Origin of the sequence: Thermodesulfatator atlanticus DSM 21156 (assembly GCF_000421585.1) — a bacterium.
In the GTDB taxonomy this organism is placed as follows: Bacteria; Desulfobacterota; Thermodesulfobacteria; order Thermodesulfobacteriales; family Thermodesulfatatoraceae; genus Thermodesulfatator; species Thermodesulfatator atlanticus.
Map to the genome: position 1 here is coordinate 78,026 of NZ_ATXH01000006.1, position 25,702 is coordinate 103,727.

22 protein-coding genes, 1 tRNA gene and 1 pseudogene are annotated in these 25,702 nt (G+C 46.5%); 11 read left to right on the forward strand and 13 right to left on the reverse strand.

Translation table 11 applies throughout. From position 1 onward, the window contains the following. Window positions 1–56 precede the first annotated feature (56 nt). Both H528_RS0103925 and H528_RS0103930 read left to right on the forward strand, forming a co-directional pair. The gene (locus tag H528_RS0103925) at window positions 57–1,322 is read left to right on the forward strand and encodes a hemolysin family protein (protein ID WP_022853041.1); all 1,266 of its coding nucleotides are present in this window, start codon (window positions 57–59) and stop codon (window positions 1,320–1,322) included. Then, the gene (locus H528_RS0103930) at window positions 1,319–2,554 is read left to right on the forward strand and encodes a hemolysin family protein (RefSeq protein WP_022853042.1); all 1,236 of its coding nucleotides are present in this window, start codon (window positions 1,319–1,321) and stop codon (window positions 2,552–2,554) included. The genes H528_RS0103925 and H528_RS0103930 overlap by 4 nt, the downstream gene beginning before the upstream one ends. 67 nt (window positions 2,555–2,621) lie before the next feature. Here H528_RS0103930 and H528_RS0103935 read toward each other — a convergent pair whose 3' ends face one another. Continuing rightward, on the reverse strand, window positions 2,622–2,996 hold the full coding sequence (locus tag H528_RS0103935) for a hypothetical protein (protein ID WP_022853043.1): 375 nt from the start codon (window positions 2,994–2,996) through the stop codon (window positions 2,622–2,624). Window positions 2,997–3,084: 88 nt separating this feature from the next. Here H528_RS0103935 and mnmG point away from each other — a divergent pair, with 88 nt between their 5' ends. Genes mnmG through H528_RS0103955 form a run of 4 tightly spaced genes read left to right on the forward strand, consistent with a single transcriptional unit; the run spans window position 3,085 to window position 8,405 of the window. Next, the gene (mnmG, locus tag H528_RS0103940) at window positions 3,085–4,980 is read left to right on the forward strand and encodes a tRNA uridine-5-carboxymethylaminomethyl(34) synthesis enzyme MnmG (RefSeq protein ID WP_022853044.1); all 1,896 of its coding nucleotides are present in this window, start codon (window positions 3,085–3,087) and stop codon (window positions 4,978–4,980) included. Between the two features lie 8 nt (window positions 4,981–4,988). Further along, window positions 4,989–6,113 carry a sigma-70 family RNA polymerase sigma factor gene (locus H528_RS0103945; RefSeq protein ID WP_022853045.1) on the forward strand — a complete coding sequence of 375 codons (1,125 nt, stop codon included), beginning with the start codon at window positions 4,989–4,991 and terminating at the stop codon, window positions 6,111–6,113. Then, window positions 6,076–7,761 (forward strand): tetratricopeptide repeat protein, encoded by a 1,686-nt coding sequence (locus H528_RS0103950; protein WP_022853046.1) that lies wholly within the window; start codon window positions 6,076–6,078, stop codon window positions 7,759–7,761. The genes H528_RS0103945 and H528_RS0103950 overlap by 38 nt, the downstream gene beginning before the upstream one ends. Further along, a complete protein-coding gene (locus tag H528_RS0103955) occupies window positions 7,740–8,405 on the forward strand; it encodes a hypothetical protein (protein ID WP_157608102.1) in 666 nt (221 codons plus the stop codon). The genes H528_RS0103950 and H528_RS0103955 overlap by 22 nt, the downstream gene beginning before the upstream one ends. A 4-nt stretch (window positions 8,406–8,409) precedes the next feature. On the opposite strand, the gene panB is transcribed toward H528_RS0103955, so the two are convergent. Genes panB through H528_RS0103980 form a run of 5 tightly spaced genes read right to left on the reverse strand, consistent with a single transcriptional unit; the run spans window position 8,410 to window position 12,036 of the window. After that, on the reverse strand, window positions 8,410–9,246 hold the full coding sequence (gene panB / locus H528_RS0103960) for a 3-methyl-2-oxobutanoate hydroxymethyltransferase (RefSeq protein WP_022853048.1): 837 nt from the start codon (window positions 9,244–9,246) through the stop codon (window positions 8,410–8,412). Continuing rightward, a complete protein-coding gene (gene ruvB, locus H528_RS0103965; RefSeq protein WP_022853049.1) occupies window positions 9,218–10,198 on the reverse strand; it encodes a Holliday junction branch migration DNA helicase RuvB in 981 nt (326 codons plus the stop codon). The genes panB and ruvB overlap by 29 nt, the downstream gene beginning before the upstream one ends. A gap of 50 nt (window positions 10,199–10,248) precedes the next feature. Next, window positions 10,249–10,818: a Holliday junction branch migration protein RuvA gene (gene ruvA, locus H528_RS0103970; protein ID WP_022853050.1), complete on the reverse strand. Its 570-nt coding sequence runs from the start codon at window positions 10,816–10,818 to the stop codon at window positions 10,249–10,251. Further along, entirely contained in the window at window positions 10,802–11,278 is a 477-nt protein-coding gene (gene ruvC / locus H528_RS12570) for a crossover junction endodeoxyribonuclease RuvC (RefSeq protein ID WP_022853051.1), read from the reverse strand. The genes ruvA and ruvC overlap by 17 nt, the downstream gene beginning before the upstream one ends. After that, window positions 11,278–12,036 carry a YebC/PmpR family DNA-binding transcriptional regulator gene (locus H528_RS0103980; RefSeq protein WP_022853052.1) on the reverse strand — a complete coding sequence of 253 codons (759 nt, stop codon included), beginning with the start codon at window positions 12,034–12,036 and terminating at the stop codon, window positions 11,278–11,280. The genes ruvC and H528_RS0103980 overlap by 1 nt, the downstream gene beginning before the upstream one ends. Before the next feature lie 252 nt (window positions 12,037–12,288). Between H528_RS0103980 and H528_RS0103985 the strand changes: the two genes are divergently transcribed. From H528_RS0103985 to H528_RS12575, 4 genes are all read left to right on the forward strand, one after another. Then, complete coding sequence (locus H528_RS0103985) at window positions 12,289–15,777, forward strand: molybdopterin-dependent oxidoreductase (RefSeq protein WP_022853053.1); 3,489 nt, start codon at window positions 12,289–12,291, stop codon at window positions 15,775–15,777. A gap of 12 nt (window positions 15,778–15,789) precedes the next feature. Continuing rightward, window positions 15,790–16,722 (forward strand): transglutaminase-like domain-containing protein, encoded by a 933-nt coding sequence (locus H528_RS0103990; protein WP_022853054.1) that lies wholly within the window; start codon window positions 15,790–15,792, stop codon window positions 16,720–16,722. Window positions 16,723–16,732: 10 nt separating this feature from the next. Then, a tRNA-OTHER gene (locus tag H528_RS14435) sits at window positions 16,733–16,830 on the forward strand. Between the two features lie 10 nt (window positions 16,831–16,840). Beyond that, the gene (locus tag H528_RS12575; RefSeq protein ID WP_157608105.1) at window positions 16,841–17,479 is read left to right on the forward strand and encodes a putative metalloprotease CJM1_0395 family protein; all 639 of its coding nucleotides are present in this window, start codon (window positions 16,841–16,843) and stop codon (window positions 17,477–17,479) included. Here H528_RS12575 and H528_RS12580 read toward each other — a convergent pair. From H528_RS12580 to H528_RS0104020, 5 genes are all read right to left on the reverse strand, one after another. After that, window positions 17,462–18,715 (reverse strand): molybdopterin molybdotransferase MoeA, encoded by a 1,254-nt coding sequence (locus tag H528_RS12580; RefSeq protein WP_022853056.1) that lies wholly within the window; start codon window positions 18,713–18,715, stop codon window positions 17,462–17,464. The genes H528_RS12575 and H528_RS12580 overlap by 18 nt on opposite strands. Continuing rightward, the gene (gene coaE, locus H528_RS0104005; protein WP_022853057.1) at window positions 18,702–19,298 is read right to left on the reverse strand and encodes a dephospho-CoA kinase; all 597 of its coding nucleotides are present in this window, start codon (window positions 19,296–19,298) and stop codon (window positions 18,702–18,704) included. The genes H528_RS12580 and coaE overlap by 14 nt, the downstream gene beginning before the upstream one ends. Further along, complete coding sequence (locus H528_RS0104010) at window positions 19,270–20,214, reverse strand: RluA family pseudouridine synthase (RefSeq protein WP_022853058.1); 945 nt, start codon at window positions 20,212–20,214, stop codon at window positions 19,270–19,272. The genes coaE and H528_RS0104010 overlap by 29 nt, the downstream gene beginning before the upstream one ends. Beyond that, on the reverse strand, window positions 20,211–20,852 hold the full coding sequence (locus H528_RS0104015) for a TrmH family RNA methyltransferase (protein ID WP_245540426.1): 642 nt from the start codon (window positions 20,850–20,852) through the stop codon (window positions 20,211–20,213). The genes H528_RS0104010 and H528_RS0104015 overlap by 4 nt, the downstream gene beginning before the upstream one ends. Before the next feature lie 66 nt (window positions 20,853–20,918). Beyond that, entirely contained in the window at window positions 20,919–21,827 is a 909-nt protein-coding gene (locus tag H528_RS0104020) for an RpnC/YadD family protein (protein WP_022853060.1), read from the reverse strand. Between the two features lie 142 nt (window positions 21,828–21,969). Between H528_RS0104020 and H528_RS0104025 the strand changes: the two genes are divergently transcribed. After that, window positions 21,970–23,901: a molybdopterin biosynthesis protein gene (locus H528_RS0104025; RefSeq protein ID WP_022853061.1), complete on the forward strand. Its 1,932-nt coding sequence runs from the start codon at window positions 21,970–21,972 to the stop codon at window positions 23,899–23,901. 238 nt (window positions 23,902–24,139) lie between these two features. Here H528_RS0104025 and H528_RS14680 read toward each other — a convergent pair. Both H528_RS14680 and H528_RS0104030 read right to left on the reverse strand, forming a co-directional pair. Further along, a pseudogene (locus H528_RS14680) lies at window positions 24,140–24,730 on the reverse strand (Clp1/GlmU family protein); the annotation flags it as partial. A gap of 303 nt (window positions 24,731–25,033) precedes the next feature. Continuing rightward, on the reverse strand, window positions 25,034–25,504 hold the full coding sequence (locus H528_RS0104030) for a helix-turn-helix domain-containing protein (protein WP_022853062.1): 471 nt from the start codon (window positions 25,502–25,504) through the stop codon (window positions 25,034–25,036). Window positions 25,505–25,702: the final 198 nt, after the last annotated feature.

The window sequence follows — 25,702 nt, forward strand, 5'->3', positions numbered from 1 at the left end:
CAAAAAATTGTGTTTTGTGCTTCAATTTTTTTAATTAAAATCGATAAAAAGTTTACATGAGTTCAGGCTTTTTCGAAATAGAAATCATACTTCAAGGCTTTTTAATTGTCCTTTTGATAATATTTTCTGGTGTTTTCACCAGCTCTGAAGTGGCCCTTTTTTCCCTTTCTCGCCTTGATATTTTGCGTCTCAAAGAACATACTAAGGGCTCTTGTCGTCTTGCTGCTAAGCTTTTGCAAGCTCCACGAAAAGTCTTGGCTACTATTCTAATCGGGAATGAATTTTCTGACATTGTTTCTTCTTCGGTGGCCACCGCCCTTTTTATTAAAATCGTAGGACCATCGCGGGCAGAGCTCTATGCTTTCCCCATAATGACGGTACTTCTTTTTCTTTTTGGAGACCTGCTTCCTAAGGTATTTGCTTTTCGTAAACGTGAAGCGGCAGCGTGTTTTCTTGCGCCCATCCTGAGAGTGTTTGTATTTGTTTTTTCGCCTTTTCGCGTGGTGATGCTTGCCTTTACTGAAGCTTTTTTGAGTTTATGGGGGCTTTCTTCAAAGCATGATTCCCGCCTGTCAGAGGAAGATCTTTTGCAACTTGTGGAAGAAAGTTACAGGGCAGGTATCCTTGGCGAGCAGGAAAGGCGTTTTATTCACGGGCTTCTTGAGTCTGAAAAAATTCCGATTTCAGCCATAATGACTCCCAGGCGTGATATTTTTGCCCTTGAGGATTGTCCTATTTCTGACGAACTCCTCTTTCGCATTAAAAGACGTGGGGTTTCGCGCATACCTGTTTACCAGGAAAACTTTGACAATGTTATCGGTATTTTGCACGTAAAGGATCTCTTGCGTTGGAAGCTCAAGAAGCGAGAAACTCGTCTCTCAGATCTTGTGCGGCCCTGTTTTTTTGTGCCTGAGACCATGAAGGTCCGTTCACTTCTTGAAGAATTTCAAAAACGGCGCCTTAAATTTGCGTTGGTGGTTGACGAATACGGCACTATTGTAGGGCTGGTTACCTTAGAAGACATCCTTGAAGAACTTTTTGGCGAGATATACGACGAGTTTGACGTGCGCCGCGAACCTATCCAGGAGATAGCTCCCGGGATCTGGCGCGTTTCGGCAAGGCTTCGGGTAGAAGAATTTAATCGCTTTGTCCAGGCTGATCTCCCCTCAGAAGAATTTGATACCATTGGCGGTCTTGTGCTTCATGTTTTTGGCAAACTTCCCCGAGAAGGCGAAAGCAAGGAGGCATTTGGCTTTAAATTCACCGTTGAAAGACTTAAGGGGACACGTCTTATAAGCATCAGGGTGGAAAAGGTTTCATGATTTACTTGAGCGGTGTTTTGACATTCTTGGTGCTTCTTTTTTGTGAAGCTTTTTTTGCAGGAGCAGAGATTGCCCTGGTGTCTGCTGAGGAAAATCAGCTTAAAAGACTTGCTCAAAAAAGTTTTGGGGCGCGTCTTGCGCTGAAACTCCTTGCTAACCCCGAAAGGCTCCTTACTACCACCCTCCTAGGGCTTAATCTTTCGGTTATCGGAAACAGTGTTTTAACCACTAGTTTCTTGATCGAGGTTATTCCACGTTACGGGGGCCTGGTGGCGGTTCTAATGCTTCCTCCGCTTATGCTTTTTTTTGGGCAAATGATTCCCAAAAGTATTGCCCAACAGAAAGCAGCTTCCTTGGCTCCCAAAGTGGCTCCCTTGGTTTATTCCATAAGTTTTGTTTTTTGTCCTTTGGTGTGGCTTGTTTCAGGCCTTATTTTTCTTTTCACCAAAGAAGAAACCAAAAGGCTTCCCTCCATCACCAAAGAAGAAATAAGGGTTTTGGTGTGTTCTGAAGAAGGCCTTGACCCTCATGAAAGACGCCTTATCGCGCGGTTGATTGATTTTTCTAAGAAAAAAGCCTCACAAGTGATGATCCCTCTTGTTTGGGTTAAGGCTATAGAAGAATCTAAGGACTTAAAAGAAGCCCTTGTGCTTTTTGCAGAAACTGGATTTTCGCGACTTTTAGTCTATCGTGAACACCTCCACGATATGGTTGGGTTGCTTTTGGCCCTTGATCTGCTTGATGCCAGAGATCTTTCTCAACCAGTGCGCCTTTTCATGCGTGAGGTTAAGTATGTGCCGGAATTTAAAAGTGCTTCAGAGCTTTTGGCTGAAATGCAAAACCAGGGGCAAACCCTGGTGGTAGTGGTTAACGAATACGGCCAGGCAGTAGGTATTGTAACGATCGAAGATCTTGTTGAAGAAGTTTTGGGTGAGTTTTGGGATGAGTTTGACCAAAAACTTGTGCCTTATGTAAAGCTTTCTGAAAACCATTTCTTAGTTAAGGCCTGGCTTGAAATAGAGCAAGCCAACGAAGAATTAGGATTAAATATCCCTCCAGGGGATTATGAGACAATTGGTGGCTTTGTGCTAAAGCTTGCAGGCCGTATCCCCAAAGTTGGGGAGGTTTTTGAGTACGGGAATTTAAAGATTCAAGTGCGCCGCGCTACCAAAACTACCATCGATGAACTCGAAATCTGGATAAAACCAGATTTACCAGACTCACGTTCCTAGTTTAAAAAAGACTTTGCAAAAATGCCGAGCACAAGCGCAGGGGCCCTAATTTTTTGCAAAGATCTCTTTAAAGTAACCCTTCGCGGGCTTTAGTTAGATAAACCATGGCGAGAAGGGATATTTGCTCTAAAGACTCACGCATACTCGGTGAAAAAAGATTAGCATGTGTTTTGAGCTCTAAGGCCTTTTTTTCTAAAGCTTCAATGGTAGATTTATCTCCAGCAATTAGCTTTTCAAGTAAGCTAAAAATTTCTTCTGTTAATTTTTCGGCCTTTTCAAAGTCCTCACCACTTGGGGATATTTCTAAAATGTCAGTAACAGGAGAGGTTTTTTGGGAAAGGATTTTTTCAAAAATTTGCTGGAAATTTTCCTCTCCTTTAGGAGTTTTAGTTTTTTGACTTTGGCCGAAACTGTCTTGTATGATACGTTCATGTACCTTCATAAAACTTCTCCGAGGTTTTTAATTTCATTCGGAAATTAACAGCATTCACTTTAGAATCTAAAAAAAATATAGGGTAAAGTCAAAGGCCATGGCGGTTTATCACAAAGAATTTGACGTAGTAATAATTGGCGCAGGCCATGCGGGTATTGAGGCAGCCTTGGCGGCAGCCAAACTTGGCTGTGAGGTTTTGGTTCTCACCATCAATCTTGATCGCATTGGGGCCATGAGTTGTAACCCTGCGATCGGCGGTCTTGCCAAGGGCCATCTTGTAAAAGAAATAGACGCCCTTGGGGGAGAGATGGCCAAGGCCATCGACCAGACAGGGATTCAATTCCGTAAACTAAACACCCGCAAAGGACCTGCAGTGCGGGCCACCAGGGCCCAGGCAGACCGCTGGCGTTACCAGGACTACATGAAAAAACGCCTTGAAAACGCCCCGCGGGTTACAGTAAAACAGGCCACCGTTGACCGCATTCTGGTTAAAGATAGACGTGTCTATGGGGTTGAGACCTCAATTGGCGAGATCTTTCATACAAAGGCCGTAGTTGTTACCACAGGAACTTTTCTTAAAGGTCTTATCCACATTGGTTTTAAAAACTTCCCTGCCGGAAGGATGGGAGACCCCCCTTCTAATAAGCTTTCAGACTGCTTGAAAGAGCTTGGTTTTGAGATAGGGCGTCTTAAGACCGGGACGTGTCCGCGGCTTGATGGTCGCACCATTGACTACAGCAAACTTGAAGTTCAGTGGGGCGATGTCCCGCCACCGCTTTTTTCGTATGAAAATCAGGGCAAACGCCCGCCTCTTCCGCAAGTCCCTTGTTACATCACTTATACCAACGAAAAGACACACGAAATTATCCGTGCTGCGGTAGATCGGTCTCCCCTTTTTACCGGGATTATTAAAGGTGTTGGGGCGCGTTATTGTCCCTCTATTGAAGACAAGGTTTTCCGCTTTGCCGACAGAGCCCGTCACCAGATCTTTCTTGAGCCAGAAGGCCTTGATACCGTAGAAGTTTATCCCAACGGGATTAGCACCAGTCTTCCCATTGATGTCCAGTGGGCTATGGTGCGCTCTATAAAAGGGCTTGAGCATGCTGAGATTCTTAGGCCTGGTTATGCCATTGAATACGACTACGTTAACCCCATCCAGCTAAAACACAGCCTTGAGACCAAAGAAATAGCTGGCCTTTTTTTGGCAGGCCAGATTAACGGGACATCTGGTTATGAAGAAGCTGCTGCTCAAGGTCTTGTGGCCGGGATTAATGCTGCCCATTACGTTCAGCAAAAAGAACCGTTTACCCTGGACCGTTCCCAGGCTTATATCGGTGTTTTAATTGATGATCTTGTTACCAAGGGCACTAACGAGCCCTATCGTATGTTCACCTCTCGTGCTGAGTATAGGCTCCTTTTGCGCGAAGACAATGCTGATCTAAGGCTTACGGAGCTGGGCTATAAGATAGGTTTAGTTTCTGAAGAGCGTTATGGTCTTTTTTTACAAAAGAAAAAGACTATTGAAAAAGTGCTTCAGGAGCTTAAGAAAATAAAGCTTAGGCCAGATGAAATTAATCCCCTTTTATTAAGGCTTGGTTCTGCGCCTATTAAGCAATCCCAAAGTCTTTTTGACCTGCTTAAGCGCCCGGAGATTCCGCTGGAAGAAATTAAAAAAGTTTTTTCCTTTCTTGATAGACTTCCTGATGATATTCTACAACAGATCGAGATAGAAACTAAATATGCAGGTTATGTCACGCGGCAGCAGCAAGAAATTGAAAGATTTCGTCGCTGGGAGAGCATGCTGCTTCCTGAGGATTTAAATTACTGGGAGATACCAGGGCTTTCTACGGAGATACGAGAGAAATTAACCAGGGTTAAGCCACGTTCTTTAGGGCAGGCTTTGCGTATCTCAGGGGTAACTCCAGCTGCTATTGCCGCTATTCAGATTTACCTTAAAAAGCGCGGCTGGCGCCCGGTAAGGCAAGAAAATTAGGAGGATATATGGGTAGGCAAAAAGAAAATGTTGAAGTGCTAGAGGCAAATTTGGTCAAATTGCCAAAGGAAGGACCTCCGCTTGCTGTGCCTGTGGAAACTGAATCAGTTTCAGAGCCAGCCAAAACGGGCAAGAAAAAATTTAAACTAAAGCTAAAGAAAAAAGAAAAGAAAGAAGATAAGTCTAAAAAATCGGAAAAATCAGAAAAAGACAAAAAAGTAGAAGAACATTCGGCTCTTCCGGCCTTACCTGAAGACAAAAAAGAAGTCGTAACCTATGACCCTCTGCAGCAATACCTGAAAGAAATCAGTAAATATCCGCTTCTTTCTCGCGAAGAAGAAGAAAAGCTCACCAAAGAATATTACAAGACCAAAGACCCTCGTATTGCCTATCGTTTAGTGACTTCAAACCTGCGCTTGGTGGTCAAGATTGCCCTTGATTTCCAAAAGTTCTGGATGCAGAACTTTCTCGATTTGATTCAAGAAGGAAACGTAGGCCTTATGCAGGCCGTTAAAAAATTCGACCCTTACCGAGGGGTTAAGTTTTCTTATTATGCGTCGTTTTGGATCAAGGCCTATATCTTAAAATTCATCATGGATAACTGGCGCCTGGTCAAAATCGGCACCACCCAGGCCCAACGTAAACTTTTTTATAACCTGCGCAAAGAGAAAGAAAGGCTTGACGCCATGGGCTTTGAACCCAAGGCCAAGCTTATCTCAGAGCGCCTTAACGTGCGTGAAGAAGACGTTATTGAGATGGAACAGCGCTTAAACGCAGGCGAGATAAGCCTTGATGCCCCCATAAAAGATGATTCAGACGAGCTTCACCGGGATTTTTTGGCAGATCCAAATGCCAAAGTAGAAGACCAGGTAGCCAAAAAAGAAGTTATTAGTAAACTACGTGCTATCCTTGAAGAATTTGGTAAAGATTTGAAAGACAAAGAACGAGTTATTTTTTATGAACGCCTTTTGGCAGAAGATCCCCTTACTTTGCAACAAATTGGGGATCGCTTTGGTATTTCGAGAGAAAGGGTAAGACAGATAGAAGAACGGTTGCTTAAAAAATTACGCAAATACCTAAAGGAAAGGCTACCCGATGCAGAAAACTATCCTCTGGCCATTGAAGGTTCTTAGTTTAGGTTGTTTTTTACTGTTCATTTTTTCAGCTCAAGCCCACTCAAGATGCCAGCCTGGGGAGGCTTATTATTTCTTCCTGGTGGGAGAGTACTTTATTCAGCAAAATGACATCGCCCAGGCTCAACAGGCCCTTGAAAGAGTAGTCAAGTGCGACCCTAAGGCCGTAACCCCCAAAAAAGAACTCTTGAAAATTTATGCCGAAAAAGGCCTTTATAATAAAGCCATCTCTTTGGCCCAGAAAATACTTGCTCAAAATCCTGATGACAAAGAGACTCTTTTCTTTTTAGCCAAGCTTTACTGGGCCCAAAAAAGAGAAGCCCGGGCGATAGAGACCCTTGAAAGGTTGCTTGAAAAGCATCCCGATTATGAAGAAGCCCTTTCAACACTTGCTTCTATTTACCTTCAGCGCCATGATCTCAACGGAGCCATCAAAGTTTTTGAACGCCTGGTCAAAAAAGAACCTCAAAATGCCTCCATCTATTTAGAACTAGCACGGCTTTACCGTCGTAAGGGAGATTTTGACAAGGCGCGTACGTATTACCAGAAAGCCCTTGAGCTATCTCACGGAAAACTAAGAATAGTCATTGAATATGGCGATTTTCTTGAAAAAATAGGCGCTTTTAAAGAGGCGCAAAAGCTTTACGAAAACGCCCTTAAACAAAACCCGGAACAATTTCACCTCTATGAAGCGTTGCTAAGGCTTTATATCGGAGCAGGAAATTTTGAAAAAGCGCTTCATACCATTGAACGCTTAGAGGAAATCATAGGCCCTAATCCCCGGTTGTTGCTTCGCAAGGCCCTGATTCTACTTGACTTAAACCGAGACCAAGAAGCCCTAAAAATTCTCAAAGAAGTAGTCAAAAAACACCCAGAAGACTATACCGCCAAATTCTACTTAGGTGTTGCCTTTGAACGGGTTGGCCAGAAGGAAAAGGCCCTTAAAATCTACAAAAGTATCCCCCCAGATGCAGATGTTTTTCCTTTGGCTATCAGAAGGGTAGCAGCCCTAACTAATGATCCCCAAGAAATCTATCATCTTTTTGAAAAGGCGCTTCAAGCGAACCCTGACAATAAAGAACTTTATCGTATGGCGGCAAGCATCTTTAACCAGCTAGATGCTTGTAACCTGGGGATTTCTCTTCTTAGCGAAGGACTTAAAAAATTTCCTGATGATTTGGATCTTGCCACATCGTATGCCATTCTTCTGGTTTGCGAAGGAAAGGACGAAGAAATTTTAAAAGTTCTTGAGCCTTTTCTTGAAAAATATCCCGATGATCCCACGCTGCTTAATTTTGTAGGCTATACCCTGGCGGACCTTAATCGTGACCTTGATAGGGCAGAGAAATATATCAAAAAGGCCCTTTCTCTTAAGCCCAATGACGGCTACATCGTCGATAGTCTTGCCTGGGTTTATTACCGCAAAGGGAAATATGAAGAAGCCTTAAAAGAAATTGAAAGGGCCCTTAGCCTTTCACCTGATGATCCTATAATCCACGAACACCACGGCGATATCTTAAAGGCCCTGGGGCTCTTTAAAGAGGCGTGTAAAGCTTACCAAAAGGCCCTTTCCCTTGCGCAAAAAGTCCGTGACCGCGAAAGAATCGAAGGCAAGATTAAAAGGCTGTGTGGCGATATCTCTTCGTAATAGTTTTGTTGGTGCTTGCATCTTGCGCACCGCCAAAGCCGGTGTCCTGGCAACCGCCACTTAAAGAGTTCTTTGGTGCTCAGGGTTTTGCCTCGTACCAGATAGACACCCCCAAAGGCCGTTTCCACGGAGAGGCCTTTGTTTTAGCGGGTGCGGATTTTATCTATTTTGAAGTCCCAAGCCCTTTTGGCCTCACCCTTTATCAGGGAATTGTCTATGAAAATCACGCAGAAATAATCGATTTTTTACGCAAACAAATCTATTTTTTTGAATTTTCATTTCCCAAAGAGATTTATTCCCACTGGGGGAACATTTTCTTTGGATTTTTCCCTTACGAGTGGTCTAAGTATGCCACGGCATACCGTGAAGATAAGGGCTTTTGCTTAAAAGTTTCTTTTGCTGGAAAAAAGCAAGTGCTTGCCTTTTTTTCCGATGAGGGGAAACTTACTTCTTTAGAGATAAAGTGCCCACCAGCTAAACTAAAGTTTAATTATCGTGAGAACAGCACCAAACTTATTATTCCGCGCTTAAGAAGCAAGGCCGATTTTAGTTACCAGGGTTTAAGGCTTCTTTCTTCAAAGCCAACTATGCCGCAGCTTTTTACGCCGAGGGGTTTTAAAGTGCTTTTTTATGCTATCAAATAGCCTTCTAAAGGCCCAATTCTTTTTTTACTTCGTCTGACAATTTAAAAGAGTGTTCTTCTCCGGGGAAAAGCCCGTTTTTTACTTCTTCAAGATAGGCCAAAATGGCCTTGCGTCCGGTTTCAGCCATATTGGTGTAGGACTTAACAAACTTAGGGCGAAAGGCCTCAAAAAGCCCCAATAAATCAGGAAGCACAAGGATCTGGCCATCACACTGGGCCCCAGCTCCAATGCCAATGGTAGGGATAGAGATTTCGCGGGTTATGTAGGCGGCAAGCTCTTTGGGCACGCACTCAAGCACCAGGGAAAAAACTCCGGCCTCTTCAAGGGCCTTGGCGTCTTCTATTAGCTTGCGCGCGGAGCTAACGTCTTTTCCCTGAACCTTGAACCCGCCAAGGGCATGGGCCCGCTGAGGGGTAAGCCCAATATGCCCCATCACAGGGATTCCGGCTTTAACAACAGCTGCAATGGTTTCAGCTATCTCCTGGCCACCTTCTATCTTTACGGCCTGACAGCCCGCTTCTTTCAGGAAACGCCCGGCGTTTTTAATGGCTTCAGAAACGCTTGTCTGATATGAAAGAAAAGGCATATCCCCCACCACGAGCGCCCGCTTGGCGCCTCTGGCTACCGCCCGCGAAAAAAGAAGCATCTCTTCCATGGTTATGGGAAGCGTGTCTTCATAACCAAGGACTATCATCGCTGCGGAATCACCCACCAGGATGATGTCTATCCCTGCTTCATCAAGGATCCTTGCCCATAAAACATCATAGGCGGTAAGAGCTGCTATTTTTTCTTTATCTTTTTTGGCAATGATTTCAGGAACCGTGATTTTGGAAGAGGCCATAGGTCTTGCTCCTTTTGGCAAAGTATTCGTAAGCCCGGTTGGTTATCACCCGACCGCGCTTGGTGCGTCTTATAAAACCAAGCCTGATAAGAAAGGGTTCATAGACGTCTTCTAAGGTGCGTGGGTCTTCGCAAAGGGCCGTGGCAAGGGTGTCAAGCCCTACAGGGCCACCGTCGAATTTTTCGATAATGGTTTTGATGAGCAGGCGGTCAAAGGGGCCAAGGCCGTGCTCGTCAAGGTCCATGAGGGTAAGGGCTTTTTGGGCAATCTCAAAGGTGATGTTTTTTTCTTCAGCCACACAGGCAAAATCAAGCACCCGGCGCAGCAAGCGGTTGGCAATGCGCGGGGTGCCACGAGAGCGTCTGGCAATCTCTTGTGCCGCTTTTTTTTCGATATTTATGCCTAAGTTTTTGGCGGTTTGGGTGATAATGGCGCTGAGCTCGTCTTCGTTGTAAAAATCAAGCTTAAAGCTTATGCCAAAGCGGTCTCTTAACGGGGCAGAAAGAAGCCCGCTTCTGGTGGTCGCTCCTACTAAAGTAAACCGCGGGAGATTAAGCCTTAAGATGCGTGCCCCTGGGCCTTTTCCCACCACGATGTCTAACTTGAAGTCTTCCATAGCAGGGTAAAGGATTTCTTCTACCGCTGCAGGCAAGCGGTGGATTTCGTCTATGAAAAGCACGTCTCTTTCAGAAAGATTAGTGAGAATAGCAGCAAGGTCTCCCGGGCGTTCCAGGGTAGCCCCTGAGGTTACGTGGATGTTTGTACCAAGCTCAGCAGCAATAATGTGGGCAAGGGTGGTTTTGCCAAGGCCTGGGAAGCCTGTTAAAAGCACGTGGTCAAGGGCGTCTTGCCTGGCACGGGCTGCAGAAAGATAGACCTTTAGTTCTTTTTTTACGTCTTCCTGGCCAATGTAGGCCTCAAGGTTTTGTGGGCGAATTTCCTGATATGCCATAATTTTTCAATTGTAGCCCGAAAGCTTTCTAAGCGGAAAAAATTATACTGTTAAAGTGTTCCTGAAAGCTCTTTTAGGGCTTTTTTGATAATCTCTGCTAAATCTTCCCCTTCTTTAAATACCTTTTCAAGGGCAAGCCTTGCTTCTTTTTCTGCAAAACCAAGGTTAAGCAGGGCCGTGAGGGCCTCGCTATAAAGGGTGCTTGTTCTTCCTGGTTTAAACCCAAGTTTGGCACGCAATTCAACGCAGAGTTTTTCAGCCCGTCTCGGGCCTATTCCTGGCACCTTAGAAAGGCTTTCAAGGTCATTTTGAGCCACCACTTCGGCAAAGCGTGCCGGGCTAAACACGCCCAGGATATTTAAGGCAAGCCTTGGCCCAAGGCTTGAGACGCTTATCAGCTTTTCAAAAAGCTCTTTTGATTCCCAGTCCTCAAAACCGTAGAGCTCAAGGACTTCGCCCCTTAAACGCAAGGTTACGTAAAGGGTTAAGTGGTGGCCCTCATCAGGGAGTTTTGCGAGCAAAGCCTGGGGCACGCAAATTTCTAGAACAACAGGGCCAGTGGCCACATAGACTTTGTTTAATCCCTTGCGGACAACTATCCCTTTAACCTGGGCAAGCATGGGTAAACCTCATTTTCTGGGCGTGAAAGATGGCCACGGCCAAGGCGTCTGAGGCGTCGGTGGGCAGATCTTCTTTAAGGCCAAGGAGAGTTTTCACCATGTAGCGTAATTGCTCTTTAGAGGCATTGCCGTAGCCTGTTAGGGCCTTTTTTACCTCAAGGGGGTGGTAGAAGAAGATGCTTTTACCGGTGCTTGCCGCGGCGATTATGGCAGCTCCTTGCGCCTGGCCAAGTTTTAAAGCTGCCCGGGGAAAGGTCTCTGGTATTACCTCTTCAAAGGCTACGGCCGCTGGGTCAAACTTTTCAATCAGGGTTAAGATCTCGCGGTGGATCCTTAAAAGCCGTTCGGCAAGGGTCTTTTCTTTTAAACGTATCACGCCCCAGGCAACAGGGATCTCGCGGCTTTCAATAACTCCATAGCCTGTTACCTGGGATCCCGGGTCAATGCCTAAAATGCGCATCAAATGTTGGCACCTACGCGTTCCATGAGTTCGTCGGGAATATCAAAATTGGCATAGACCTGTTGCACGTCATCGTGGTCTTCCAGGGTTTCCATCAGGCGCAACATTTGCTGCACGGTTTTTTCGTCTTCAAGCTTCACCGTTGATTTTGGGACCATGGTCACCTTGGCAGAGTCTATCTTAAAACCCGCTTTTTCAAGGGCTGTTTTAACGGTTTCAAGGTCTTGAGGGAGGGTAATGATTTCAAATTCACTTTCGTATTCCCGCACGTCTTCGGCACCGGCCTCAAGGGCTTCTTCCAAAAGCTTTTCTTCATCTGCGCCTTCTTTGGGGACGATGATTAAGCCCTTTTGTTCAAACACCCAGGCCACCGCGCCTGGCTCAGCAAGGTTCCCACCGCATTTGCTAAAAATATGGCGAAGCTCAGAAACCGTGCGGCGTTTGTTATCGGTTACGCTTTTTATGAGCACGGCTACCCCGCCAGGGCCATAGCCCTCATAGACCACTTCTTCCCAGGTCATGCCAGGTTCCTGGCCGGTGCCCTTGCGGATAGCACGCTCGATATTCTCTTTGGGCATATTGGCTGCCTTGGCGGCCTGGATAGCAGCACGAAGCCTTGGGTTAGCACTTGGATCCCCTCCGCCCATGCGTGCCGCTACCATTATTTCCCTAATGAGTTTGGTGAAAAGCTTCCCTCTTTTGGCATCTTGAGCAGCTTTTTTGCGCTTTATCTGGGCCCAATGAGAATGTCCTGCCATGATTCACCTCTCCTTTTTTAGAGCTTTCGAAATCTTAGCCAGTTTTACACTTTTTTGCAAAAAATACCCGGAAATATCAATTCTTTGAAGCCTTAACCAAATTTTGACACTGCGTTTCAGGAGTTCGCTTTGCCATAGACACCTTTCAAAGGATTGGCCAATAAATAACAGCTTTTTTATTGATAAAAACTATTTGACTAATTTTTTGTTCCGATATAGAAAGTTTTTTCGTTTCAGAAAAGAGGAGGTGCTATGAAAAGGCGAGAGTTTTTAAAGTTAAATGTGGCGGGCTTTGTTTGTTGGGTAGCAGCTTCTCTTGAGGTCCCCAGGGTTTTTGCCAAGGCCTCTTTTAGGCCGGTTCTTATTTGGGATAAGTCCCGTTGTTTGGGTTGCAGGGCCTGCATGGCCGCCTGTCAGCTTGAGCGGGGCTATGAGCCGGAAGAAATGGTGTTAAAGCTCAACCCCTACGAAGAGGGGACGCCCCCTGAGGTTAAAGTTTCTTTTAAGCGCGAAGTTTGTCGGCAGTGCCAAGAACCCACCTGTGTTGAAGCTTGTGCGCAAAAGGCCCTCTCGCGTCTTCCCTCTGGAGTTGTTGAAGTAAATCAGGAACGCTGTGTGGGTTGCGGTGATTGTGTGGAGGCCTGTCCCTATCAAGGGGTTTCTCTTTTTGAAGGAAAGGCGATCAAGTGTGACCTTTGCCTTGATTTGGTTAAAGAGGGCCAGTGGCCCCGGTGTGCTGCTGTTTGTCCTTCAGGGGCCCTTGTTTTTGGCAACCTGGCTTCTCCAACAGGTGCCCTTGCCAAACTTCTTGCTGCTAATCCAGCCCTTTTAGATGCTTTGAGGCGTCATCTTAACATAGCGGTGCCCAAGGGAGCGCCTGATAAACCCGATCTTATTGCAAAGGAGCCTCATCTCCCTGAAGGTGTGCGCCTTGCCTATACCACCTGTCTTGCGTGTAATGCCAGGTGTGGCCTGCGGGTTTGGGTAAAAGACGATGAAGTCATCCGCGTGGAAGGAAACCCCTATCATCCTTACAACCGCGCAGGCAAACATATTCCCTACGAAACTCCCCTTAAGGATGCGATTCTTGAAAAAGCAGGCATTTGTGCCAAGCCGCTTTTTGATAACGACTATTTGAAAAACCCTTATCGCATTCGGGTCCCTCTTAAACGAAACGGCCCAAGGGGTTCAGGTAAGTTTGTGCCTATTTCCTGGGAGACCTTGATTAAAGAGATCGCAGAGGGAGGTAAACTTTTTGCCCATCTTGGGGATGATACTTATTACCCCGGGATAAAAGACGTTCTCTCTGATAAGCCCATTGACCCTTCCGCCCCGGAGCTTGGTCCTAAGCGCAACCAATTGATATGGATTACCGGGCGCTCTCAAGCAGGGCGTAAACACTTTATAAAGCGTTTTGTTAATCAGGCTGTTGGTTCCAAAAACTGTATCGGCCATACTGACATCTGCGGTCTTGGTTTTCGCATGGGTAACTACGCTTTCTCCGACGGCAAACAGGTAGAATTCAAAGCCGATTTCTTGAATGCCGAATACATTCTGGTCTTTGGGGCCAACCTTTATGCTGCGCTTCAGCCAAGCCTCACCTTTGTGGGAAGTATCCTTGCTGACCGGGTTGCCCAGGGCAAGCTAAAGTTCGTGGTGATAGATCCCAGGGCCCATGAAGCTACGCATAGTGCCGCAGAATGGATCCCTGTTAAACCTGGTAAGGATGGTGCCCTTGCCCTGGGGATTTTACGAGTGCTCTTAGAAGAAGGGCTCTTTGACAGGGATTTTCTTTCAATTCCCAGTCTTGATGCCGCGAAAAAGAAAATACGCAATGTTTTCACTAACGCCACCCATTTGGTTGTTCTTGAGGGAGACGAAGCCGGCCGTTTCTTGCGGGCCAAGGACCTTCCAGGTCTTTCTGGTGATGAACCGGTGGTGGTTAAAGACGGGCGCCTTGTGCCGGCAAGCAAGTGTTTAACCGCACAACTTGAATGGGAAGGCGAAGTTTCTGGCAAAAAGGTAAAAACAGCCTTTTTGCTCTTTAAAGAATCGGTTTTTAAGCATCCGCTTTCTTTTTACGCGCAAGAATCAGGCGTTGACGAAGGCACCATCAGACGACTTGCCCATGATTTTGCCAGGCATGGTGCAAAAAGTGTGGCCTTTGCTTATCACGGGGGCGGAAACTATGTAGGCGGGGCCTATGCCAGCTACGCTATAGCGCTTTTAAATGCCTTGGCTGGCAATGTGAACCTTAAAGGCGGCTACCTCTGCCCTGGGAAAGGTGCGGCTCCCTGGCGCAAAGGCTTGTATGACCTTAAAAAATTCCCGGGAGCTAAAAAGCCTAAAGGGATAAAGATTTCGCGCGAAAAAGCCGCCTATGAAAAAACAAGCGAGTTTCGCAAAAATGGCTATCCCTCAAAGCTTCCGTGGTTTCCTTTTACCAAAGGAGGGCTATCACTTTCGGCTCTAGCAGGAATTGACCAGGCCTATCCCTATCCTGCCAAGATCCTTTTTACGTATTTTTACAATCCCGTTTACACTACTCCTGGCGGCAGGCGGTTTATAGAAACACTCAAGTGCACTAAGCGAGTCCCCTTGCACGTTTCCATTGACGTTACCGTTAACGAAACCAATATCTACGCGGATTACATTGTCCCGGACATTACTTATCTTGAGGGGCAGTATGGCTTTTTAACACCTCATGCCCCTGGCGAGAAGTTTACCGCGGTGCGCACACCGCTTGTGCTACCTAAAACCGGCCAGACCAAAGACGGCAGACCCTTTTGCCTGGAAACCTTCCTGATAGACCTTGCGGTTTATCTGGGGCTTCCAGGATTTGGCCCAAAGGCCATCCCTGGAAAAGACGGCCTTTATCCTCTTTATCAGGCGGAAGACTACTACCTGAGAGGGATCGCTAACTTGGCTTATAACGCCAAAGTCAAGCCTGCCTCAAAGGAAGAACAAGACTTTGTCGCCAAAAACTATCTTGTGGCACAATTTGAAGACTTGCTCCCTGAAGATGAATGGCAAAGGGTATGCACGGTGCTTGTGCGTGGCGGGGTCTTTTATCCGTCTGATACCGTGTTTGACTCCCGTGGGAATTTCAAAGCAGGGATCCCCAAGGTTTGCCTTTGGAACGAAAAACTTGCTCTTAGTCGCAACAGTCTAACGGGGAACCCTTTCTGGGGCACCGTACGCTATGAAATCTCCCGTGACGCCTTTGGTAGTAGCATCGCAGAGCTTGATAAAGACTTCCCTCTTACGCTTATTAGTCACAAGACGGCCCTTCACACCCAGTCACGAACGATTTGCTATCGTAAGGCCCTGGTTTACGAAGGAGAGCCTCATCTCCTACTAAATCCAAAAGATGCCAAACGCCTTGGTTTAAAGGACGGGCAAAGCGTAAGGGTGTGGTCCCGCTCTTTTAAAGAGGGTTTAAAGGCAAAGGTAAAGATTTCTTCTCTCGTGCGTCCTGGATGCAGCGTTTATCCCTTTCATTACGGACACACCCAGCATGGAGCTTCTTCTTTAATAGTTAAAAACGGCTCCCAGGTCTTTTTAGGGGGTGCGGCGATTTTTGACGGCATGCGCCTTATCCCGGATGAAAAAAGAAAAATAGGCTTTAACCCTAACGTTCTTAGTCGTTTAGACGAGAGTCTTTTTAATCTTCCCTTGGTGGACCTTTTAGGGGGTATCCCCGATTTCAGTAGCACGCGTATAAAAATTTCAAAAATTTAAGGAGGTTTGTTTATGAAGAGGTATTTGCTGGGAATCTGGTTGATTTTTATGGTGTTTGCCTTTGCCACGCAGGCCTTGGCAGCAGAAGCTACTTATTTGCTTAAGGCAAAGGTAAAAGTTGGCCCTATTTCCAAGGCCAAGCTGATTGAAATCTGGATTCCCGTCCCACCTGATGATGATTTTCAAAAGGTAGAGAGCCTTGATGTTTCTGCCCCCATGTCTTTCATGGTGACCAAAGAGCCTGAATACGGCAACAAATTTGTCTATTTGCGCAAAGAAGGGCCTTTGCCAAAAGGTGCCGAAATTATCATTCGCGCCAAAGTGGTGCGCAAAGAGGTCGCACCTACTCCCTGGCCTGAGCGCTTGCCGGTAAGGTATTTGCTTTCTGATAAGCTTGTTCCCATAGAAAGCTTGGCCAGCCTTTCTAATGAAATCTGCAAGGGCAAAAAGACCCAAGAAGAAAAGCTGCGTGCTATTTACGACTACGTTGTATCTCACATGAAATACGACAAAAGCGGCAAGGGATGGGGAAGAGGTGATGCCATCTGGGCCTGTAGTGCCAAACGTGGTAATTGCACAGATTTTCACAGCCTTTTCACCGCTCTTGCCAGGGCCCAGGGGATACCTGTCGTCTTTAATATGGGGCTTCCCATTCCTCCTAAAGGCGGAGTGATTAAAGGTTATCACTGTTGGCTTTGGGCCTTCCCTGATGGCAAGCTTTATGGCATTGACGCCTCTGAGGCTGCTAAACACCCTGAAAAGAAGGAATATTTCTACGGTCATCTTTGCGAAAACAGAATTCGTCTAACAAGGGGTAGAGACATCTTGCTTGCGCCAGCCCAGCATGGGGAGCGTTTGAACTTCATTTACAAGGCTTACATGGAAGTGGATCTCAAGCCTTCGAAAGATATTCAGACTACTTACGAAGTAATTAGGAATCCGTAGCGCAAATTGGAGGCCGGTATAAGGAGCTGGTGCTCCTCCAGGGCTGCAAACCCTGCGGGCCCCTGCTGAGAGCAGGGGCTGGTTGGTTCGATTCCAACACCGGCCTCATTTTTATTTTGTGCTATATGTTTTTTTAAAACTGTCTCTTCTTTTTGACGAAAAATTTTATATGGGAAGTGTGCTAAAACTGTTGCCACAGTCTTTTCCAGTGTTTTCTTTAGGCCTAAGCCAAGGGCAGGCCAAAGATCCTCCCCTGGCAGATAACGCCCTCAATGATACTTCTAAAAAAACAGACAAATTCCAAGCCCTGGAACAAAAACTAAAACTGGCAGAGCAGCAGCGCCTTATCCAGAAGCTAAAACGAATTGACAAAGAAGTGCGGGCCCATGAACAGGCCCACATGATAGCAGGTGGCAGGTATGTACGAGGGGCTGCGAACTACAAGTATGTACGTGGCCCTGACGGGAATTATTATGCCGTGGCAGGAGAAGTAAAAATAGATACGTCGCCAGTGCCAGGGGATCCTGAAGCTACCCTTGAAAAGGCAAGAACTATAAAAAGGGCGGCTCTTGCGCCTGCTAATCCTTCTGCACAAGATCGCATGGTAGCAGCCCAGGCAGACAGGCTCGCTATGAAGGCCCTTGAGGAAATACAAAAAAAAGAAATGCAAAAAATTTTGGCCACTTACGCCAAAAACGCAAAAGATAAAGAGTCTTCAGACACCGTCAAGAATTTGGAACTAAACATTATCATCTGATTTCTTGTTCCCACATGCCCTTGATTCATTTAAAGGCCACTTAAGCAGTTTGATTTTGATTGTTTCGCCTTCTTCCAAAGAGGTTTTACCTTCAGGTAGAGTGGCCAGGGCTTCAGCATTAGCCAGATAACTAAGCCGACTTTTGGGGGGCAGGGGCTCAAACCACATTTCGTCTTTTTCGATGAATACTTTTCCTAGGAAAAATTGGGTCCAGTCCTCCTGGCCAGAAAGGCTTTGGGTTAACTTTGCAAAGACCCAAGGAAAAGGTCCGTTTTGCCAGCCAGCTAAACGCAAAATTCCAGGTAAAGCCAGGTTTAAAAAGGCCATCTGGTTAGAAGGCGGTCCACCAGGCAGGCAAAAGATAATTTTTTTGCCTAACTTGCCAAAAGAAACCGCCTTTCCCGGGCCAATACGCACGTAGTGAAAAATCTCTTCCCAGCCAAGGGCCTTGAGCACCCTGTGAACTAAATCTTTTGGGCCTTTCCAGGCGCCACCGCTAGTTATTAACACATCGGTTTCGGCAAGGCTTTTTTCCATGTGAGCGCGGATGACACCTTCTTCGTCTTTTTCTACGGCGTATGTGGTTGCTAAGCCAAAATGCCTGCACCAGGAACAAAGAGTTACCAGGTTGCTGGCGTAAATTTTCCCTTCAGAAAGCGGCTGCCCCGGGGCAACCACCTCATCGCCTGTAGCAAGAATATGCACCTTGGGCTTAGCAAAAACTTCGACTTCCCCGAATCCCGCACCTGCAAGAAGCCCTACTTCAGGCGGAAAAAGCAAAGTCCCTTTGGGAAGCAGGGGTTTTCCTCTGGTGAGGTCCTGACCGCGGGGAAGTATGTTTTTGCCGGGCGGGGCATCTGCAAAAGCAAGGACAGTATCGCCATCTGCCCTTGCGAATTCTTCGGCAAGCACAGCAGAAGCGCCCTCAGGCACCGGGGCTCCGGCGGTTATACGAATACAGGTTTTAGGCTTAAGTACCAGGCCTTTTTCACCGCCTGCAAAGATTTCTCCAAGAAGCTTAAGCCTTACCGGGGTCTCTTGCGAAGCATTTGCTACGTCTTTAGCGCGCACGGCAAAGCCATCTTTCAGCGAAACCGAAACACTGGGGACATCTATCCGGGCATAGGTGTCCTCGGCAAGGACAAAGCCTTCGGCTTCCCACACAGGAAGCTTTGTGGTCTTAAGGGGAGCTATGTGTTCAGTGATAAGTTTTTGAGCCTCTTCATAAGAGATCATGTTCTTTTAGCCTCTTTTTGATTTTTTCTGGCAATATAGTCCCATCAATTTTAAGGTCGTAAAAAATTTTTCGGGGCATATCTTCAAAATAGCGCGTGATAAGAGCCCTGGCGAGGGAGACATCCCCTAGCCTTTGGGTCAAGCGGCCAATAAGGACGTCTTCTGGAGCAGTTACCCAAATAACTTTGTCAAAAAAAACTTCCCACCCCGCCTGGTAAAGCAAAGGGATTTCCGCAATAAGACGTGAACTTCCCTGGTTTTCGTTAACCCACTTGATAAGGCGATCTTTTACTAGGGGATGAAAGATCCCTTCCAGGGCCTTTTTAAGTTTTTTGTCCTTTAGCATGGCTTTAAGGAGTCTTTTGCGGTCAAGCTCTCCGCCAGGGGTTAAAAACTCCTCGCCAAACTTTGCAATTATTTGATGAAACCCCTTTTGGCAGGGTCTTGAGAGCTTGTGAACCTCTTCGTCAGCAGAAAAAACAGGCACGCCTTCTTCAGCAAACATGCGCAAAATAGTGCTTTTGCCTGCGGCAGGTGGGCCTGTTACCGCGATTTTAAGCGGCTTTTTGTCTTCGCAACTCATTTAGGAGTTCCTCAAAATCTTCTGGCAAAGGGGCTTCAAAACTTAGCTCCTCACCAGTTATCGGATGTTTAAAGGAAAGTCGCCAGGCATGGAGCATCTGGCGTTTGGCTTTTGGGCCGTGGGGCTTGGCGCCTCCGTAAAGTTCGTCTCCAACAATGGGATGCCCTATTGAGGAAAGATGCACCCTGATTTGATGGGTGCGTCCGGTCTTGAGTTCCACTTCAAGGAGACTTGCTTTGTGGAAGGTTTCTTTTATCCGGTAAATTGTTTCTGCCTCACGGGCTACTTTGGCGTGTACAGACATTTTTTTGCGGTTTACCGGGTGCCTGCCAATGGGTTTTTTGATGACACCAAATTTTGCATGCGGGATCCCGTGCACCAGGGCAAGGTAGGTTTTCTTTACCTGGCGTGCTTTGAACATGTTGGTTAGGGCCTGGTGGGTTTGGTCGTCTTTGGCTACTACCAGAAGCCCTGAGGTGTCTTTGTCAAGGCGGTGGACAATGCCCGGGCGAAGCTCACCCCCGATGCCAGAAAGACCTTTTAGACGGGCTAAAAGCCCGTGGACAAGAGTTTCTTCATAATGCCCGGCTGCAGGATGCACCACCACCCCGGCAGGTTTGTTTATCACGGCGAGGTGGCTGTCTTCGTAAATGATGTCAAAGGGAACGTGTTCCTGAGGGGTAATCTCCAGGGTAGCAGGGGCAGGGATAAAGACTTCTATTTCTTCTTCTCCCTGGATTTTATGTTTGGGCCTTGGGTTTTTTACTTTTTTAATTTTGACCCGGCCTTGTTCTATAAGCTTTTTGGCCTGGGAACGGGTGAGTTCAGGGATTTTTTCACCTAAAAAAACGTCCAGTCGTTTTCCTTGATCTTCAGGGGTAGCAGTAAGCTTGATGATCTTTTCGCTTTTATTCATGAACGCATTCTGCCACGGGCTTTGTCTTTTATTACCCTCTCATATGCCCATTCTTCAAGGATAGCGGCAATTTCCTCTTCGCTCAGGTGGCACTTTTGGTAAAGGCCTTTTTCCCGGCGCTGGCGTTCAGCTTCATAAAGCACCACCCCTGTGGCCACTGACACGTTTAGACTTTGCACCATACCGTACATGGGGATTTTAACGGTAAAGTCTGCAAGCTCGCGCACAGTGGCAGAAATGCCTTCAAGCTCATGGCCTACGATAATGACTGTTGGCCTGGTGTAATCCACTTGGCGGAAGTCAATGGTTTCTGGAAAAAGTCCCGTGGCCACTAGTTGAAAGCCCTGGTGTTTGAGTTTTAAAAGGGCCTCTTTTACATCAGTTTCCCGGTGAAGTATGAGCCAGCGGTGGGCTCCGCAGGAAATAGCGTCATTTATAGGGAGTTGGCCTTCGTGAAAATAGTGCACGTGAAGGATGCCCACTGCATCTGCCGTGCGTAAAATAGCGCTTACGTTGTGATAATTGACAACCCTTTCTAAAAAAACGCGCAGGTCCGGTTGTCGCTTTTCAAGCACCTGGCGCATGCGCGCGAGTCTTTTAGGTATTACCAAATATTCTTCCATAGCTTCTTTTTTCACGGATAGTGATTTTAAAAACCGATTTGCCAAATAGCTACTCGAATTTTAGAGGGGAAAAATTGGTTGCTAAGCTTCAGAGATCAATTTTTTGATATCAGATATATTTTCGGCAGTATCAATGGCCTCACTTATGACTTCAAGCAGGGCTACGTCTTCAATCTTTTTTATTTCAGGGTATAACTTCAAACCCTCGATCCCAAATTTGAGTTTTAGCCCGAGTTCTATGGCTTTTAGCAATCCCTGACGAATTCCCTGTTGAATTCCCTGCTGAATTCCCTGCTGAATTCCCTGCTGAATTCCCTGCTGTATTCCTTCTTTCAATCCTTCTTCGTATCCTTCGCGCTTTATGATTTCATAAGCAGCGCTTTCTATCATGATATCTCTCCTTCTTTTAATTAATTTTAAAGGGATATTTTCTGAAACAAGACCCCCTAATATGGCCATTCCGGTAAGAAGATCGGCCTTGCTTTGTCGCGGAATATCTGCCTGATAAATTCTTTTTTCTGCTTCATCAATATATTTTGTTCCGTTTTTAAAAAGAGGTAAGAAGGGGAATAAGCACTCCGGGCCTTTTTGTATAATCTCTTCAGCGGGGATTTCATACAATTTAATAAGATTAAACTTAAAATTCACTTCTTCGTCTTTGTAAAAATTTACAGCTCTTTGAGAAGGGATAAAAAGAATTAAAAAAGTTTTTACGGGAAGATTTTCTTGAAGAATATGGCGCGAACGACATTCAAGAGTTCTTAACGGGATCTCATCTTTCCAAGCAGAAAGAAATTCTAAAAGAACGAGAATTTCAGTATTGTCAGAAAGAGTGGTCTTAAGGACAAAGTCAGATCTTCTGAGGGAGGGGGTTTCCTGAGGCCTTGGATCAATTAAAGACGCCTTTTCTACTGGAAGATTACAAAAATAAGTAAGAAAAGGCTCTTTACAATGAGAAAGAACAACTTTTGAAGCAATATCGTAATACATAATTTGATTATAAATTAAGGACGTCTATTTTGCCAGATAGATTGTCATTGCTAAGCGACTTATACTTTTGGGCGATCTCATTCTATACAAATTTTTTTCAAGCCTTTGCAAAGGTAGCTCATCGTATTAAAAACATATCGCCATGAAAAGAAAAATCTATTTGAGAAAAAAGCCCCTTGCTGAGGCCCTTGAAATCATCAAATCTGCCTTTCCCTGGGCGGAATTCCTTAAAGCCGAAAAAATTCCGTCGCGCAAGGCCCGTGGCCGTGTTACCGCACAGGCCATTTATGCTAAGCGCTCGGTTCCGGCATATAACGCCGCTGCCATGGACGGTATTGCCGTGCGGGCAGACAACACTTTTGGTGCCCACGAGTCAAATCCCTTGCGTTTAAAAGTTGGTCGGAAGGCCTTCTGGGTAAACACTGGGGAGCCTCTTCCTCCTGAAACCGACGCGGTCATCATGGTGGAAGAGGTGCATCAGGTCTCAGAAGACGAAGTGGAAATAATGTCTCCTGCCTTTCCCTGGCAGCACGTGCGTAAGATCGGTGAAGACGTGGTAGAAGGTGAGCTTCTTTTCCCTTCTTCGCATCTTCTAACTTACTGGGATGTCGGAGCCCTTCTTGCCACCGGGCATCTTGAAGTCCTGGTGAAAGAACGCCCGCGGGTAGCCATTATTCCTACTGGAGACGAACTGATTACCCCGGAGAAGGCTACCCCTCAGGATCTTGCCAGGGGCTTAAACGTGGAATTTAACTCCGCTATGATTGCATCTCTGGTGGAAGAATGGGGCGGCACTGCCCAGGTCTTTGATATTGTTCCAGACAAACCCGAGCTTCTTAAGGCGGCTTTAAAACAAGCTCTTTCAGAGGATTTTCACCTGATTGCCATATTGGCAGGCTCTTCAGCAGGGGCCAAAGATTACACGGCAAGCCTGATAGAGGAAGAAGGCGAGCTTTTCTTTCATGGCGTAACCATGATGCCGGGCAAACCTGCGCTTTTCGGGCGACTTGGCCCAAAGCCAGTTATCGGCGTGCCCGGGTATCCCGTCTCAGCTATCCTTGCCTTTGAAAAGCTCATGAAGCCTGCCTTTGAGCAAATGTTTGGAGTAAGGCTTCCTGAGCGTCCTAAAGTGCGTGCTAAAGCGGGGCGCAAAATCCCTTCGCGTCTTGGTACGCGAGAGTTCTTACGCGTAAAGCTTGGAGAGGTCTCTCAGCGCAAAGTTTTCATCCACCTTAAAAGAGGAGCCGGGGCCATTACCACCCTTACGCGGGCTGATGCCCTTTGTGAGATTCCCGAAGAGCTTGAGGGCCTTGCTCAGGGAGCAGAATGTGAGCTTGAAATACTGCGCCCAGAAAAAGATTTGTCTAAAGCCGCTTTAGTGGTGGGAAGCCATGACATAGCCCTTGACATTCTTACAGAGTTTCTGAAAAAAGAGGCCCCGGAGTTTGATCTTTCCTTTGCTCATGTAGGGAGCCTTGGCGGGCTTTTGGCCTTGCGTGATGGGCTTTGCCATTTTGGTGGCACCCACCTTTTTGACCCTGAGACCGGAGACTTCAACGTTCCTTATATCAAGCGTTATTTGCCAGAAACCCCTTTGATCCTAGTTCATTTTGCTTATCGGGAGCAGGGGCTTATCCTCCCCAGAGGGAATCCTAAAAACATAAAAGGCCTTGAAGACCTTGTGCGTGAGGACGTGCGTTTTATAAATCGCCAAAAAGGTGCAGGGACAAGGGTCTTGCTTGATTATCACCTGGAAAAACTTGGCCTTTCGCCGCAACACATCGCCGGATACGAGACCGAGGAAAACACCCACCTTGGGGTGGCCATTGCGGTGGCTACTGGTCGGGCTGACGTGGGGCTTGGGATTCTTGCAGCGGCGCGGCTTCTTGGGCTTGATTTTGTTCCCCTTTTCCGGGAGCGATACGACCTCTGCGTGCGGAAGGATTTTTCCGCATCAGACCTCTGGCAAAAGATCTCAGCCTTGCTTTCCTCTGAGGCTTATAGAGAGAGGGTGGCCTCCTTGGGTGGTTACGATGTTTCCGAGATGGGGAAGGTGCTTTACGAGCAGGGGTAATTTCTTCTCCAGGAAGCTTAAGCTCAAGCGAACCGCAAACAATAGCTTTTATGTTTTCTGCTGAAACCGGAGTAAAAATTTTGAGGCTCTCTCTTGTTACTTCCTGGATGATCCCCAGGCCCAGGTGATTTTCTCCGTCTGAAAGAGCACATAAAAGATTGGGGGTAAGCTTTCTTGGGCGTTGAACACTCAATTCTTTCAAGGAAAATTGCCTCAAAGTGCCAGGTTCAAAGTATCGTCGATAGGCTTCCTCCCGGCGTTTTTTTCTTTCGGCAATAGTTTTAGGGGTAATCTTTTCGGGAATTTCAAGGGTCATAACGTTTAGGTGTTTTGCCCCTTGAAGTATGGGCTGAAGTTCCTTTTCCCTGGGAAACGCAAGGATAAGTTCAGGTTTAAGGTTTTCTATTTGAAAGGTTTTAAGCGCAACGCCAGGGCCACGCACCAGGCCGGTGGTATTGATAATGGTTATTTCAGCTTTGCTTGCGCGCATTAGAAGCCCGGTGCCCACCACCAACGGGAGCAAATGACCCACCGGGGTGTTCGCCCCTACAAAGTAGATCTTTTCTGCAGGGAAAGGCCGCTTTGCCTCAAGCTCGGATAGGTCTGCGAAGTGTTTTAAACCGATGGTGGTAGGTGGGCCAACGTCTTTTTGACCAACATCAGCATCAAGAAGGGCAGGCGAGATTCCCACCTCAAGGAGCCTTTTTATCAGGAAAAATGAAAAAGTGCTTTTTCCAACATCAATACCGCCGATAAGCAGGACCTTTTCAGGTCTGTTTTTAATGATTTCTCTGGCAGCTTTTTCCCAGGTTTCAGGAATTTCAATCATGTTATTGAATCATAATGGGAACACTCTTTATTCGGCAAGGAGTCTCGGCCTGACAACATAGTCGCCATGGGATCTCAGGAACTCTTTGGTTGGCCTGTCCCTTTAAGATCTTTGTCACAGGACTGGGGGCATTAAAGGCTCGACGTTGCCAAGGATCCGTTCCTATTTTTCGAAAACGAAAAATGGGAACGGATCCCTAGCGGTTGTGCTTACAACTCTTTTTTGTAGTTTTGCAAAGGTCTCGTCGCATATGAAAACCCAGGTAGTCTATTTAGAAAGGATCACCGAAGGGCTCCATTCCTTTTAGTTAGGCTGCAAACCCGAACATATTTCTACAACTGTCCCACAGTAGGGACACCTGCAGAAGGGTTTTTCCCTTTCAACCCAAAAAATTCCTTCGCATTCGCCGCACTGCACACGATACATACGTGCGGCTTGAGAAAGAATTTCGTCTATGTAGGCACTAAGAATAGTGCCACAATCTTCTGCCCGCTTTTTGAGGAACTCTAAGGTTTTTTCGTCTATGCGGGCATAGACTTTTTTGCGAGGACCTGTCCCTTCTTCTTCCCATAGAGGGGCAGGTTCAATTAGATGGACTAAAGACACTCCAAGGGTGCGGGCAATTTTTTCCATGGTGGCAAGCGTGCGGCCACCAGGGTCGGAAATGGCAAGCTCGAGTGTGCGCTTGGCTATGCCAGCCTGCTTGGCAAGCTTTTCATAAGTGAGTTCTCTTCTTTGCATGAGTTTTTTGATTTTTGCTCCAATATGGTCCATTATAGAGCCTCCTTTTATTCGCTACTTTCCTACGTTTCCATTCCTTTTAGTTAGGCGCAAACTTTCAAATAAACATCGCCAATCTTTATATTTGCCTGTTTCCATTCCTTTTAGTTAGGCTGCAAACAACTTCAGTGCATTCAGAATCATTGCAACCACCACAAGTTTCCATTCCTTTTAGTTAGGCTGCAAACTCCT

What these genes read in the sequence shown, in the direction of transcription:
- H528_RS12580 (WP_022853056.1), bottom strand. Translation starts at nt 18,715, where the DNA reads ATGATCTCTTATGAAGAGGCTCAAAAACTTATCACTGAACACATAGCT.
- H528_RS0103990 (WP_022853054.1), top strand. Translation starts at nt 15,790, where the DNA reads ATGAAGAGGTATTTGCTGGGAATCTGGTTGATTTTTATGGTGTTTGCC.
- ruvC (WP_022853051.1), bottom strand. Translation starts at nt 11,278, where the DNA reads ATGCGCATTTTAGGCATTGACCCGGGATCCCAGGTAACAGGCTATGGA.
- H528_RS0103985 (WP_022853053.1), top strand. Translation starts at nt 12,289, where the DNA reads ATGAAAAGGCGAGAGTTTTTAAAGTTAAATGTGGCGGGCTTTGTTTGT.
- H528_RS0104030 (WP_022853062.1), bottom strand. Translation starts at nt 25,504, where the DNA reads ATGGACCATATTGGAGCAAAAATCAAAAAACTCATGCAAAGAAGAGAA.
- mnmG (WP_022853044.1), top strand. Translation starts at nt 3,085, where the DNA reads ATGGCGGTTTATCACAAAGAATTTGACGTAGTAATAATTGGCGCAGGC.
- H528_RS0103925 (WP_022853041.1), top strand. Translation starts at nt 57, where the DNA reads ATGAGTTCAGGCTTTTTCGAAATAGAAATCATACTTCAAGGCTTTTTA.
- H528_RS0103945 (WP_022853045.1), top strand. Translation starts at nt 4,989, where the DNA reads ATGGGTAGGCAAAAAGAAAATGTTGAAGTGCTAGAGGCAAATTTGGTC.
- ruvB (WP_022853049.1), bottom strand. Translation starts at nt 10,198, where the DNA reads ATGGCATATCAGGAAATTCGCCCACAAAACCTTGAGGCCTACATTGGC.
- panB (WP_022853048.1), bottom strand. Translation starts at nt 9,246, where the DNA reads ATGGCCTCTTCCAAAATCACGGTTCCTGAAATCATTGCCAAAAAAGAT.
- H528_RS0104020 (WP_022853060.1), bottom strand. Translation starts at nt 21,827, where the DNA reads ATGTATTACGATATTGCTTCAAAAGTTGTTCTTTCTCATTGTAAAGAG.
- H528_RS0104010 (WP_022853058.1), bottom strand. Translation starts at nt 20,214, where the DNA reads ATGAATAAAAGCGAAAAGATCATCAAGCTTACTGCTACCCCTGAAGAT.
- H528_RS0103930 (WP_022853042.1), top strand. Translation starts at nt 1,319, where the DNA reads ATGATTTACTTGAGCGGTGTTTTGACATTCTTGGTGCTTCTTTTTTGT.
- coaE (WP_022853057.1), bottom strand. Translation starts at nt 19,298, where the DNA reads ATGAGTTGCGAAGACAAAAAGCCGCTTAAAATCGCGGTAACAGGCCCA.
- H528_RS0103980 (WP_022853052.1), bottom strand. Translation starts at nt 12,036, where the DNA reads ATGGCAGGACATTCTCATTGGGCCCAGATAAAGCGCAAAAAAGCTGCT.
- H528_RS0103950 (WP_022853046.1), top strand. Translation starts at nt 6,076, where the DNA reads ATGCAGAAAACTATCCTCTGGCCATTGAAGGTTCTTAGTTTAGGTTGT.
- ruvA (WP_022853050.1), bottom strand. Translation starts at nt 10,818, where the DNA reads ATGCTTGCCCAGGTTAAAGGGATAGTTGTCCGCAAGGGATTAAACAAA.
- H528_RS0103935 (WP_022853043.1), bottom strand. Translation starts at nt 2,996, where the DNA reads ATGAAGGTACATGAACGTATCATACAAGACAGTTTCGGCCAAAGTCAA.
- H528_RS0104025 (WP_022853061.1), top strand. Translation starts at nt 21,970, where the DNA reads ATGAAAAGAAAAATCTATTTGAGAAAAAAGCCCCTTGCTGAGGCCCTT.